Below are 12385 nucleotides of genomic sequence, written 5' to 3' on the forward strand. Positions count from 1 at the left end.
ATGGGGGGAGCCGCAACGGCTCCCCCTTGGCTTCAGATGCCGGCGCGCAACACGCTGGCAGGCAAGGCGGCTCCCTGCTCGACACTGGCCGCTACCGCTTCGATCAACTCCGCCAATTCATAGCCCTGCTCCGCCAGCCAGCGTTCATCGTAGTAGGTGGTCGCATAACGCTCACCGCCGTCACAGAGAATCGCCACGATCGATCCCGCCTCGCCAGCGGCGGCCATCTGCTGGGCGGCCATCAGCGCCCCCACCAGGTTGGTCCCGCTGGAGCCACCGACCCGCCGTCCCAGGCGCCGGGCCAGGTAGTGCATGGCGGCCAGGGACAGGGCGTCCGGGACCTTGACCATGGCGTCGATCACCTGGGGCAGGAACGAAGCCTCGACCCGTGGCCGGCCGATGCCTTCGATCCGTGAGCCGCAGTCCAGGCGCAAGCTGGCATCGCCGCTGTTGTAGTAGTCGAAGAACACCGAGCGTTCGGCATCGGCGCACAGCACCCGGGTCTGGTGCTGGCGATAGCGCACGTAGCGCCCCAGGGTCGCGGTGGTACCGCCAGTGCCGGGACTGGAGATCAGCCAGGCCGGCTCCGGGTAACGCTCGAAGCGCAATTGCTGGAAGATCGATTCAGCGATGTTGTTGTTGGCCCGCCAGTCGGTGGCGCGCTCGGCATAGGTGAACTGGTCCATGAAGTGTCCGCCACTCTCGCGGGCCAGGCGCTCGGACTCGGCATAGATCTGCGTCGGGTCCTGCACCAGGTGACTCTTGCCGCCATAGAAGGCGATCTGGGCGATCTTCTCCTGGGAGGTGGTGGCCGGCATCACCGCAATGAAGGGCAAGCCCAGCAGTCGCGCGAAGTAGGCTTCGGAGATCGCCGTGGAGCCGCTGGAGGCTTCGATCACCGGCGCCCCGGGCTTGAGCCAGCCATTGCACAAGGCATAGAGGAACAACGAACGGGCCAGGCGATGCTTGAGGCTGCCGGTGGGATGGCTCGATTCGTCCTTGAAATACAGTTCGATGCCCGGATGACCGGCCAGGGGCAAGGGGATCAGATGGGTGTCGGCACTGCGCTGGAAGTCGGCTTCGATGATGCGGATGGCCTCGCGGGCCCACTGGCGATTGTCGCTCATGTTCTATTCTCGTCGGATCGAACGCCATACCGGCGCTAGAAGATGAAATGCACCCGGCGCAGGAGATCCAGGTCCGGGACCGCTGGCATTTTTTCGTGGATGGAAAAGCCCTGCGGCCCACTGCCGCCGGACATGTTAGGAAATAACTCGCAGCCCTGACAGGTACAGCTGTGAAGCAATTGGAAACACAACTTCCAAGAGCGTTTTTCAGCAGGCCGCTTGCCCTCTACATATAACAAAAAAGAATATAACTTTTGTTTTAACAACCAACTGTACGGGTTAGGGTGTGCCACCTTGTTTGCTTTTAGATGGAGAGCGCCCCTTGCCTCTGCGTAGTACTTTCACTCGTTTCTTTGCCATGGAGGCAGCCAGCGGCCTGTTGCTGATCGCTGCCGCCATCCTTGCGCTGATCATCAACAACTCGCCCCTGTCCTGGTTGTACAACGGCCTGCTGGAAACCCCGGTGGTGGCCCAGGTCGGCGCCTTGAAGATCGCCAAGCCGCTGCTGCTGTGGATCAACGACGGCCTGATGGCCCTGTTCTTCCTGCTGATCGGCCTGGAGGTCAAGCGTGAAGTCCTGGACGGCCAGCTGTCCAAGCCTTCGCAGGTAGTGCTGCCAGGGGCGGCGGCCATCGGCGGCATGCTGGTGCCGGCGCTGATCTACTGGTTCCTCAACCGCGACAATCCGCCGGCCCTCAACGGCTGGGCGATTCCCACCGCCACCGACATCGCCTTCGCCCTCGGGGTCCTGGCGCTGCTGGGCAAGCGGGTACCGACCTCGCTGAAGCTGTTCCTGATGACCCTGGCGATCATCGATGACCTGGGCGCCATCGTGATCATCGCGATCTTCTATTCCGGTGCCCTGTCGACCTTGTCGCTGATGCTGGCGGCGGCCTGCATCGCGGCGCTGGTGGCGATGAACCGCCTGGGCGTGGTCAAGCTCGGGCCCTACATGATCATCGGCCTGATCCTCTGGGTCTGCGTCCTCAAGAGCGGCGTCCACGCGACCCTGGCGGGCGTGACCCTGGCCTTCTGCATTCCCTTGCGCACCCGCAATGCCGAGCCTTCGCCGCTGCTGGCCCTGGAACATGCACTGCATCCCTGGGTGTCGTTCGGCATCCTGCCACTGTTCGCCTTCGCCAACGCCGGCTTGTCCCTGAGCGGCGTGACCGTTGAGAGCTTCACCCACTTCGTGCCGATGGGCATCGCCGTCGGCCTGCTGCTGGGCAAGACGGTCGGGGTATTCGGCCTGACCTGGCTGGCGGTCAAGACCGGTCTTGCGGCCCTGCCGGCCGGGGCCAACTGGGGCCAGGTGTTCGGCGTGGCGATTCTCTGCGGGATCGGCTTCACCATGAGCCTGTTCGTTGGCTCCCTGGCGTTCGTCCCGGGCAGTAGCGAGTATGCCGGCATGGATCGCATGGGCATCCTCACCGGCTCGCTGTTCGCCGCTCTGATCGGCTATGCCGTCACCGCCGCAGCCAGCCGCAAGAGCACCTCCCTGGCGTCCTGATCGGCGAAGTTCTCCCCCGCCTGAAAACAAAAACCCCGGTCAGTTGCCTGGCCGGGGTTTTGTTTGGCTGAAGGAAAATCAGCGAGTTACACGGCTGGTACCGTTGACGCTCATGATGCGTACACGGTCGCCAACACGGAACACTTCGTTTTCCTGAACTTGCTGTACATAGGCACGCATGCTGCCGTCGTCTTCACGCACGGTGATCTCCACGCCCTGGGTACGGGTCAGCCCTTCCTCGGTGGCCGAGCCGAGCAGGCCGCCCGCCACGGCACCGATGACCGCAGTGACGATGCTGCCACGACCGCCGCCGATGGCGCTGCCGCCCACGCCGCCGATCACCGCGCCAGCGGCGCCGCCGATAGGGGTCTTGGTGCCTTCGATCTTCACCGGGCGCAGGGATTCGATGGTGCCCATACGTACGGTTTGCACGCGACGCGCTTCATCACGAGAGTAGGAATCACCGGTCAGGTTGGAGGCGCAACCGCCGAGCAACATGGCCATCGTGGTGAAGGACGCAACCAGCAAAACAGACTTACGCATAGGATCAACTCCAAGGGACAATAAATCATTAGACTCCGCAGCTTGACACCTGTCACGGCACCGCCCGGATAAAATTGCTTTCATTCAGCCCAAGTACAGGCTACGTGAACTCCGGACGCTCTCGCTACGGTAGCCCCAGCCTCCAGCATAACGCTATCGAACAAGGTATTTTCCATGGATTACTTCATCATCTTCGTGGTCACGGTCGCCGGCCTGTACTTTCACTGGTGGCTGTACGTACGTATCAAGCGCTGGACGGACCGGGACCTGGCGTTGTCTATGGCCGGGACCGACGCCCAGAAGAAGCAATACATGTTGCAACAATTGGCCGAAGCCCAACGCCAGAAAGTAAAACGCCGGGACCTGCCGCAATGGCTGGAAGCCGCTGCGGCAGGTTATCCCGGCGAGTGATCCAGAAGCTTCAGGGAGCCAGGCGCTCACGCACCCACTGCAGGTTCTGCAGCCGATAGTTCAAGCGATCATGCAGGCGGCTGGGGCGCCCCTGCCAGAACTCGATACGCTCCGGCAACAACCGGTAACCACCCCAGTGCTCCGGACAGTCGGGCTGGCTGTCACTGAAGCGTGCCTCGGTGGCCTTGAGCAGCTCCTGCAGCTCACCACGATCGGCAATCACCCGGCTCTGCGGTGATGCCCAGGCGCCCAGGCGGCTGCCCAAGGGACGTACCTGATAATAGGCATCGGATTCCTCGGCAGAGACCTTGACCACCCGTCCCTCGATCCGCACCTGGCGCTCCAGGGTCGGCCAGAAGAACGTCATGGCGGCAAAAGGCCGCGCGGCCAGCTGCTGGCCCTTGGCGCTCTCATAGTTGGTGAAGAAGGTGAAACCCTGCTCATCCAGTCCCTTGAGCAACAGGATGCGGCAATGGGGACGACCGTCGGCATCGACGGTCGCCAGCGTCATGGCATTGGCTTCCACCGGTGGCTGCTCGGTCTGCACCGCTTCGGCGAACCACTGATGAAACAGTGCGAAGGGTTCGGCCGGAGCCTGGGCCTCGGACAAGCCGTCGCGAGCGTAGTCGCGACGCATGTCAGCCAGAGACTGGGTCATGCCTGCTGTTCCTTATCCTGGAAGATCAGTTCTTGGCCTGGGCGGTAGCCGTCGGGTTCTTGGCCGCGGCCACGGTCTTCTTGGCCGGAGCCTTCTTGGCCGCAGGCTTGGCTGCGGGTTTCTTGGCCACGGTGGACTTCTTCGCCGGGGCTGCCGCCTTCTTGCTGGCCGGAGCCGGGACCGTTGGCTTGGCGTCCTGGATAGCGACCATTTCGGTTTCGGATGGGGTCGGCTGGTTGTACTTGCTCAGCAGGCCCAACAGGGTGCTGCGCTGGGTCAGCATGATTTCCACCCGACGGTTCAACGAACGGCCTTGCGGGCTGTCGTTGGCGGCACGCGGCATCACCGCGCCCATGCCACGCAGCATCAGGCGGTCCTGCTTCAGGCCGCTGAGGCTGAAGATCGCGGCCACGGATTGGGCGCGGTCACGGCTCAGCTTCTGATTGGCCAGGGTCGGACCAGTCGCATCGGCATGGCCGAGAATCAGCACGGCGGTCTTCGGATCGCCTTCCACAGCCTTGGCCACGCGGGTGAACGGGCCCAGGGTCACCGGCAGCAGCATCGCCGGGCGATCCGGGTTGAAGGAAGCGTCCACCAGTGCGGTGACTACCAGCACGTTCTCACGACGCTCCACTTGCAGCTTGCTGTCCTTCACCGCTTCACGCAGGCGCGGTTCATAGTCGTCGAGCCAGGCCTGGGTAATTTTCGGGTCGGGCATCGGGATGTCCGCCACGTTGACCTTGCTCAGGGGCTTGGGCTGGCTCTTGCCGAAAGGCCACCACCATGGGTTCTCGGCATCAGCGGCCTTGGCCACGACAGGAGCTGGAGCAGCTTCGGCCTTCTTGGCCTCGGCTACCGGCTTGTCGGCCTCCTTGGAAGAGGAAAACGGCCACCACCAGTTGCCACCTTCAGCCTTGGCCGAAGCGTTCTCAGCCTCTGGGGCCGGGGCCGGAGCTGCCGCTACCGGAGCGGGCTTGCCTGCAGGAGTCTTGGCTGGCGCGGCTGCCTTGGCCGCTGGCGCTGGCTGCTTGGCGGAAGCCGTGGTCTTGCCAGCGGCAGCCGGAGCGCCCTTGGCCGCGACAGCCGGCTTGCCCGCGGGGGCTGCCGGAGCAGTCTCGGCCGTGGCTGGTTGTTCAGCGGCAGGAGCAGGAGCGGCTTCCTTGCTGGCGGCCTTGTCGCCTCCGAACGACCACCAATGGCCGCCGTCCGCTTCATTTTGTGGGGTTTGTGCGCAACCGGTAACGGTCAGGCAAATGGCCAAGGCTAGAGACTTGTTCGACGACATGGGATATCCACAAAATGAGATAAAAAGTTCGGTCTAAATAACCGCTACAAACAGACGCTTGGAAATTATAAAAGCCACAGGGTTCCGTCCTGCAGCTTTTCAAGCATGTTTAAGCAAAAAAGTTCTTAACAGCAACCTTTTTACAGACAATCCGACAAAACTCGCACCAACTTCTGTGCCCGCGGATCCATCAACACATAGGGACCCAGGGTGTTGGTGACGAAAGCGAAAGCCACGTCGCGCTCCGGATCGGCAAAACCGATGGAGCCCCCCGCCCCGGGATGTCCGAATGCCCGTGCCCCCAGGCCAAAGGTCGCGTTGGCCACCTGGGGCTGGTCGAGCATGCAACCCAGGCCGAAACGGGTCTGGGTCAACAGGGTCTTGTCCATGCCCAGGCTATGCTCCCGGGTCAGTTCCTCGAGCATCTCGGCCTCCAGCAAGCTGCCATCAAGCAAGCCGCTGTAGAAGCCTGCGAGGCTGCGGGCGTTGCCATGACCGTTGGCCGCGGGCTGCTGCATGCGCCGCCACTCGGGTTTATTGGTGCTGGTCATGATAGACGGTGGATTGGTAAATGCCCGGGTAGTCATCGCTTCGGGCTCGCGCATGGTCACCTGCAAAAGGCGCTGGGCCGCGGCATCGCCGACATTGCCCTTGCCGCGCGCGATATGCGCCACCCGGTGGAATTCCTCGTCGGCCAGGCCGATATGGAAATCCAGCCCCAGGGGCTTGGCCACCCGGGCCACGATCGATTCGCCAGGGCCACGGCCGTCGGCCCGGCGAATCAGCTCGCCCACCAACCAGCCATAGGTGATGGCGGCATAACCGTGACCTTCCCCCGGTGTCCACCAGGGTTGCTCGGCGGCCAGGGCGTCGACCATGGTCTGCCATTCGTACAGGGCCTGTGGCGGCAGCAACTCACGCAGGGCCGGCAACCCGGCCTGGTGGCACAGCAACTGGCGCAAGGTGATGGCCGCCTTGCCCGCCGCGGCGAATTCCGGCCAGTAGTCGGCCACCGGCGCGTCCAGCTTGAGCTTGCCCTCGGCCACCAACTGCAACGCGGTCACCGCGGCAAAGGTCTTGGTGCAGGAAAACAGGTTGGCGATGGTATCGCTGTGCCAGGCCTCGGCGCCGTCCTTGTCGGCCGTGCCGGCCCAGAGGTCGACCACGGTTTCCCCTCCGACCTGGATGCACAGCGCGGCGCCACGCTCCTGGGGATCTTCGAACAACGCCGCGAAGGCCTCGCGTACCGCCTCGAACTTGAGCTCGTAATGACCTTGAATCTGCACCCCTGAATCCCCCTGCGACAATGCTCGGCAACGTGGCGCGCATTGTTTCAGCCCCAAGGGAATTTGGGAACAACCAGGTCCTACCTGAGCAGGGCCCGAAAGTCCTCAGTGGCCGTTGCCGGAATGGCCACCGGCGTGCGCTTCGGGCCTGGCACTCGGTACGTCCCGGTTTTCCGCCGCAGGCCCGCTGGCGGCGGCCTGCTCGGCCTGGGCCCGAGCGAGCTGCGCGGCCTTGCCCAGTTGCTCCAGCGCCAGCAGGTTGCCCCTGCGCACGGCCTCGACGAAGCCCTGGAACGGCACATCGGTAATACCCACCAGGCCGAAATGACCGTTCTCACCGTCCAGCAGGCGTCCGGTCACCGGCTGGTCCAGGTACTGGAACCAGTGCACTCCGACGATGGACGGCTCGCTCAGTGCCTGCTTGAGGAAGTTGGCATAAGCCGGTCCCCGCTCCTCCTCCCGGGCCAGTTCAGTGACGGCGCCCCAGAACGGGCCGCGATCCCGGGAACCGAAGTTGAACTCGGTGACCAGCACCGGCTTGTCGAGACTGCGCAGGTAGGTGAAATCCTGCCCGTCCTGGGGCTTGAGGGTGTACATGTTGAAGCTCAGCACGTCGCAATACTGGGCACAGGAAGCCACCGCCTCAGGTGTGCTGACGGCAAACCGCCCTCCCAGCAGCAGGTGGTTGGGGGCGTGCCACTTCAAGGAATCGGCGATGGTCTTGAAATAGGTATCGGCGAAGACTCGCTGGAAATGCCGGTAGTCGGCCTCGATCTCGGGATGCTCGGGGCTTGGCAACGGCGCCTCGAAGCCCGGGTCTTCCAGCAACTCCCAGGCCGGCAGATCGATACCCCAGGCCTTGGACAGCCCCTGTTGGTTGCGATACTTGTCGCGCAGTTGCTTGAGGAAGGCGCGCTTGGCCGGGACATCGGTGGTCAGGCGCAAAGTACCGTAGGCCAGGGCGAAGCGGGATTTCGCGTCATTTCCCGGACCTGCCCAGGCCAGTTCGTTGTCGGCGAAGTAGCCGATCAGCCACGGATCGTCACGATGATCCCGGGCGGCGATGGCCACGGCGCGCTCGGTGGCCATGGCAAAGCGTGGATCGAAGGGGTCGGGCATGCCGCCCCACCAGTCGCTGCCGGTACTGATGCTGGCGTAATCACCGACGATCGACAGCGGCAAGGTGTAGGGCACCCGATCGGCCAGGCCCAGGGCCGGCGCGCTCCAGTTGCCGATGGTGTTGAAGCCCCAGGCTTGCAGGCGGTCCAGGGTGTGGCCGAGCCAGCGCTTCTGGTCGAACCCCGGTGCCGCGCAGGGCGTCGCCTGGTCGGACGCCGACACGGCCGCGCCAGCAGCGGCGCAAGGTGCGCCATAAGTACGCTGCAGGTTGGCCCGGTAGAAGTCGTACCAGCGCCCGCTGTTGTAGCCCCGCCCGCGGTCGGAGCCGTTGCCGCCACGGTTGTCGCCATCGCCGTAATAGGCTGCCAGCGGCTCGCCGTCCTTGGGCAGGTCGCTGAACATCCATTCGCGCCCGGCGACATAGGTGCGGTTGTTGTCCGCAGCCAAGGTGTTGACCCCCAGGGAATAGAACGGATGCCCATCGGGAGTCACCAGGAACCAGCGGCCATCACGTTTCTGGGTACGAAAGAAGCCGCTGGCCTTGAAGACCGGCCCCTGGCTCAGGCCGCCGAAGCGGTCCAGGGGGGCCTTTTCACGCTCGGCGAGCCAGCCCTTGAGCTGTTGCTGCTCCTTGCTGGCGGCGGATTTGAGTTGCTCGTCGCTGGCGACCTTCTCCGGCCAGCGGTCCCGGGTCGACTGGCCATAGCCGTCCACCAGGGAGCCATACACGGCGCGAACCACGCCCTCGCCGTCCTGCACGCCGAAACGCTCGAGAAGGATGCTTTGCGAAGCCTTGGGGTTGTCCAGGGACAGGGTCACCGATACCACCTGGCTGCGGTCCAGCTGCCCTTCGCTGCTGGCCAACAGGATGCGTTGGCCGTCCACGGTCATGGGCATCGGCGGCGCGGCCTTCATGCCCTGCTCCAGGGCACTGCTGGCCACCAAGGGCACCAGCAGCGTCTGCGCCGGGCCGGCGGGCAAGTCGACCCGGCTGACCAGGGTCTGGCCATCGTTGCTCTGGATGGTCACGTAGAGGGTCAGGGCCCAGTCCATCGCACTCTGGATACGCAGGCTCATCAGCCCCGACTGCGACCAGTCCCAGGCCCCCGCCTGGGGGCTCAGGCGCAAGCTGGGACGCAGTGTCGGGTTGAACGTCACCCGCCGCAGCACTTCACCTTCGGCCGTTTGTTCGGCGTTGTACTGCGGCAGGTTGGCATCCTGGGTCGCCACCTGCACCACGGAGGCCGGGCGGACAAAGTTGAACAACGTTTGTTGTCCGGCAGGGGCCGCCAACACAGGCGCGGCAAACAACAGGGCAAGTACGACGGGCAACGAGCGGCGAATCATATGGGCCGGTTTCTCCTTGTAGGGCCGCTGGGCGGCCGGTGCTCAAGCATTGAAGTGAAATAGACAGCAGGGTGCGCAAAGGTGCGGCCCTGCCCGGTAAACCCGTGAAAAGACCTTGGGCGCCGTGGATACCCAAGCCCTCGCCGGGCGGCGTGCTCGCCTGCCCGGCGCATTGCGGCGCCGGCCGGCCGAACAGGCCGTTGAAAAACGTAGGCAAGGCAGTCAGCGCAAGGCAAAAAACAGGCGAAAAAGCGCAATTCACGAGTGGTAAATGAGCATTTTGACCGGGCTGGCGCACCAGCCTATTTTTAACGCAGCGATGGCAACGCAGGTAGTTTTTCAACGGCCGACTAAGATATTTCCCGGCGAAAAGGCGGCAGAGCATTGAGGATCGCCTTGCCATAGCGCTGGGTGACCAGGCGCCGATCCAACAAGGTGATGGTGCCGCGGTCTTGCTCGGTACGCAGCAGCCGGCCGCAAGCCTGGACCAGCTTGAGGGAGGCATCCGGCACCGAGATTTCCATGAACGGGTTGCCGCCCCGGGCCTCGATCCACTCCGCCAGCGCAGCCTCCACCGGATCGTCCGGTACCGAGAACGGGATCTTGGCGATCACCACGTGCTCGCAATAGGCGCCAGGCAAGTCCACCCCTTCGGCGAAGCTGGCCAGGCCGAACAACACACTGGAATCACCACCATCGACCCGGGCCTTGTGCTTGTTGAGGGTCTCCTGCTTGGACAGGTTGCCCTGGATGAACACCTGCTTGCGCCAGTCGCGATCCAGGCCGTCGAACACGTCCTGCATCTGCTTGCGCGAAGAGAACAGCACCAGGCTGCCCCGGGAGCCTTCCACCAGTTCCGGCAGGTCGCGGATGATCGCTGCGGTATGGGCCGCGGCATCCCGCGGGTCGGCCCGCAGGTCGGGAACCCGCAGCACGCCGGCGTCGGCATGGTGGAACGGGCTGGGCACCACGGCGGTGACGGCCTTCTTCGGCAAGCCGGCACGCATGCGGAAGCGGTCGAAGGTACCCAGGGCAGTCAGGGTCGCCGAGGTCACAAGGGCGCCGTAGGCCACGTTCCACAAGTTGCGGCGCAGCATTTCCGCGGCCAGGATCGGGCTGGCGTTGACCTCGATATCGAACAGCGAACCGCTCTCGGCCAGGGTCAACCAACGGGCCATGGGCGGGTTGTCCTCCGGGTCCTCGACGGTGAAGGCCGTCCACAGTTCCCAGTTGCCCGAGGCTCGGGCCAGCAGGCTGCCGAACAGCGGATACCACTCCTCGGCCTGGTTGCTGGCGATGCCGATGTTGACCTCGCCGTCCATGCCTTCCTTGAGCAGGTCGGTCAGGCGAGTGAAGAGGTCGGTCAGGCGCGAGAAGCCTTTCTTCAGCTCGATACCCATCTCGCGCATGTGCTCGGGAATCAGCCCGCCGACAAAACGATGGCGCGGCCGCTCGCGGCCTTCCATGTCTTCACCGGTCTTGAAGTCGGCGATCTGCTCGCAGGCGGTGAACATGAACTGTTGTTGGGTCTTGATCTCCCGCGCCAGCTCCGGCACCTGCTCGATCAGCCGCCCCAGGTCGCCCGGCAGCGGGTGCTGGGCCAGGAGCTTGGTGAGGTTCTTGGCGGTCTGCTCCAGCCAGTCGGCGGTGGAGCGCAACCGGGTGTAGTGGGCGAAGTGGCCGATGGCCTTGTCCGGCAGGTGATGGCCTTCGTCGAACACATAGAGGGTATCGCGGGGGTCGGGCAGCACCGCACCGCCGCCCAGGGCCAGGTCGGCCAGGACCATGTCGTGGTTGGTGACGATCACGTCGACCTTGCCCATGCCTTCCCGGGCCTTGTAGAAGGCGCACTGGCCGAAGTTGGGGCAATGGCGGTTGGTGCACTGGCTGTGGTCGGTGGTCAGGCGCGCCCAGTCGGCGTCTTCCAGGGCGTTGGGCCAACTGTCGCGGTCGCCGTCCCATTTATTGCCGGCCAGTTTCTCGATCATGCTGGTGAACAGCTTCTGGCTCGCCTCGTCCACCTCGATCTTGAAGCCTTCTTCTTCGAACAGCTGGGCGGTGGCGGTCTGCGCGTGGCCTTCCTGCAGGAGCATGTCGAGCTTGGACAGGCACATATAGCGCCCGCGCCCCTTGGCCAGGGCGAAGCTGAAGTTCAAGCCGCTGTTGCGCATCAGGTCGGGCAGGTCCTTGTAGACGATCTGCTCCTGCAGGGCGACGGTGGCGGTGGCGATCACCAGGCGCTTGCCGGCGGCCTTGGCCGTGGGGATCGCCGCCAGGCTGTAGGCCACGGTCTTGCCGGTACCGGTGCCGGCCTCTACCGCGACCACCGCCGGATCGCCGCTGCGCCGCCCCTCGTCGTCTGTATCGACATCACCCAGGACCTTGGCCACCTCGGCGATCATCAGGCGCTGGCCATAACGCGGCTTGAGGCTCTTGGCTTCGAGAAAACGCGAGTAGGCGCCCTGGATCGTGGTTTTGAGTTCGTTGCTGATCATGGTTCTTCAGGCGCACAAAACGCTGGATAAATTTTCAGTGGTTCGAATCGGCCGCTATCATACCCCGCTAATTCATCCTGCGCAGAACGGAGTACCCGAATGACCGCTTTCGCCCTCGCCTACAGCCTGCACGTCCTGGCCGCCCTGGTCTGGGTCGGCGGCATGTTCTTCGCCTGGATGGTCCTGCGGCCCGCCGCCGTGGTGGCCCTGGAAGGGCCCCAGCGGCTCCAGCTGTGGGCCCAGGTGTTCCCGCGGTTCTTCGCCTGGGTCTGGGCGGCAGTGGTGATCTTGCCGATCAGCGGTATCGGCCTGCTGCACCTGCGGTTCAATGGCTTTGAAACCGCACCGCGCTATGTGCACATCATGATGGGCCTGTACCTGGTGATGACCGCGCTGTTCATCCGTATCCAGTCGCTGCAACTGCCGGAGTTGCGCCAGGCGGTGGCGGCCCAGGACTGGCCGGCCGGTGCCGCGGTGCTCGGGCGGATCCGCCGCCTGGTGGGTATCAACCTGATCATCGGCCTGCTGCTGGTGGCCCTGGCGGCTGCCCGGCCGAGCTTCTGAAACGCGATCGCCCGCAGGAGCGGGCGATCGGCATGACACC

General features: G+C 64.3%; 10 protein-coding genes. 3 read left to right on the forward strand and 7 right to left on the reverse strand.

The features are described 5' to 3' along the window. Positions 1-32: 32 nt before the first annotated feature. Complete coding sequence (locus CAG11_RS27590; RefSeq protein ID WP_022642699.1) at positions 33-1127, reverse strand: PLP-dependent cysteine synthase family protein; 1095 nt, start codon at positions 1125-1127, stop codon at positions 33-35. 322 nt (positions 1128-1449) lie between these two features. Here CAG11_RS27590 and nhaA point away from each other — a divergent pair, with 322 nt between their 5' ends. Beyond that, on the forward strand, positions 1450-2637 hold the full coding sequence (gene nhaA, locus CAG11_RS27595; RefSeq protein ID WP_022642698.1) for a Na+/H+ antiporter NhaA: 1188 nt from the start codon (positions 1450-1452) through the stop codon (positions 2635-2637). 78 nt (positions 2638-2715) lie between these two features. Here the strand turns inward: nhaA and CAG11_RS27600 are convergent, their stop codons facing one another. Next, on the reverse strand, positions 2716-3180 hold the full coding sequence (locus CAG11_RS27600) for a glycine zipper 2TM domain-containing protein (protein WP_025127763.1): 465 nt from the start codon (positions 3178-3180) through the stop codon (positions 2716-2718). A gap of 174 nt (positions 3181-3354) precedes the next feature. On the opposite strand from CAG11_RS27600, the gene CAG11_RS27605 reads away from it, so the two are divergent. Further along, positions 3355-3591 (forward strand): hypothetical protein, encoded by a 237-nt coding sequence (locus CAG11_RS27605; RefSeq protein WP_085599194.1) that lies wholly within the window; start codon positions 3355-3357, stop codon positions 3589-3591. 10 nt (positions 3592-3601) lie between these two features. On the opposite strand, the gene pdxH is transcribed toward CAG11_RS27605, so the two are convergent. From pdxH to dinG, 5 genes are all read right to left on the reverse strand, one after another. Next, positions 3602-4249 (reverse strand): pyridoxamine 5'-phosphate oxidase, encoded by a 648-nt coding sequence (gene pdxH / locus CAG11_RS27610; protein ID WP_085599196.1) that lies wholly within the window; start codon positions 4247-4249, stop codon positions 3602-3604. Between the two features lie 25 nt (positions 4250-4274). Continuing rightward, on the reverse strand, positions 4275-5534 hold the full coding sequence (locus CAG11_RS27615) for an OmpA family protein (RefSeq protein ID WP_085599198.1): 1260 nt from the start codon (positions 5532-5534) through the stop codon (positions 4275-4277). A 140-nt stretch (positions 5535-5674) separates the two neighbouring features. Further along, the gene (locus CAG11_RS27620; RefSeq protein WP_085599200.1) at positions 5675-6820 is read right to left on the reverse strand and encodes a serine hydrolase domain-containing protein; all 1146 of its coding nucleotides are present in this window, start codon (positions 6818-6820) and stop codon (positions 5675-5677) included. Positions 6821-6925: 105 nt separating this feature from the next. Further along, positions 6926-9286, reverse strand: coding sequence for a beta-galactosidase (locus tag CAG11_RS27625; RefSeq protein ID WP_085599202.1), 2361 nt, complete (start codon positions 9284-9286; stop codon positions 6926-6928). A 350-nt stretch (positions 9287-9636) separates the two neighbouring features. Continuing rightward, positions 9637-11781, reverse strand: coding sequence for an ATP-dependent DNA helicase DinG (dinG, locus tag CAG11_RS27630; RefSeq protein ID WP_085599204.1), 2145 nt, complete (start codon positions 11779-11781; stop codon positions 9637-9639). 99 nt (positions 11782-11880) lie between these two features. On the opposite strand from dinG, the gene CAG11_RS27635 reads away from it, so the two are divergent. Then, positions 11881-12345, forward strand: coding sequence for a CopD family protein (locus CAG11_RS27635; RefSeq protein ID WP_085599206.1), 465 nt, complete (start codon positions 11881-11883; stop codon positions 12343-12345). Positions 12346-12385 lie beyond the last annotated feature (40 nt).

This window comes from Pseudomonas sp. B6(2017), assembly GCF_002112765.1.
GTDB lineage: Bacteria > Pseudomonadota > Gammaproteobacteria > Pseudomonadales > Pseudomonadaceae > Aquipseudomonas > Aquipseudomonas piscis.

Excerpts from the sequence above, each read along its gene's own strand:
- pdxH (WP_085599196.1), bottom strand. The coding sequence starts at position 4,249 with ATGACCCAGTCTCTGGCTGACATGCGTCGCGACTACGCTCGCGACGGC.
- CAG11_RS27625 (WP_085599202.1), bottom strand. The coding sequence starts at position 9,286 with ATGATTCGCCGCTCGTTGCCCGTCGTACTTGCCCTGTTGTTTGCCGCG.
- dinG (WP_085599204.1), bottom strand. The coding sequence starts at position 11,781 with ATGATCAGCAACGAACTCAAAACCACGATCCAGGGCGCCTACTCGCGT.
- CAG11_RS27600 (WP_025127763.1), bottom strand. The coding sequence starts at position 3,180 with ATGCGTAAGTCTGTTTTGCTGGTTGCGTCCTTCACCACGATGGCCATG.
- CAG11_RS27635 (WP_085599206.1), top strand. The coding sequence starts at position 11,881 with ATGACCGCTTTCGCCCTCGCCTACAGCCTGCACGTCCTGGCCGCCCTG.
- CAG11_RS27590 (WP_022642699.1), bottom strand. The coding sequence starts at position 1,127 with ATGAGCGACAATCGCCAGTGGGCCCGCGAGGCCATCCGCATCATCGAA.
- CAG11_RS27605 (WP_085599194.1), top strand. The coding sequence starts at position 3,355 with ATGGATTACTTCATCATCTTCGTGGTCACGGTCGCCGGCCTGTACTTT.
- CAG11_RS27615 (WP_085599198.1), bottom strand. The coding sequence starts at position 5,534 with ATGTCGTCGAACAAGTCTCTAGCCTTGGCCATTTGCCTGACCGTTACC.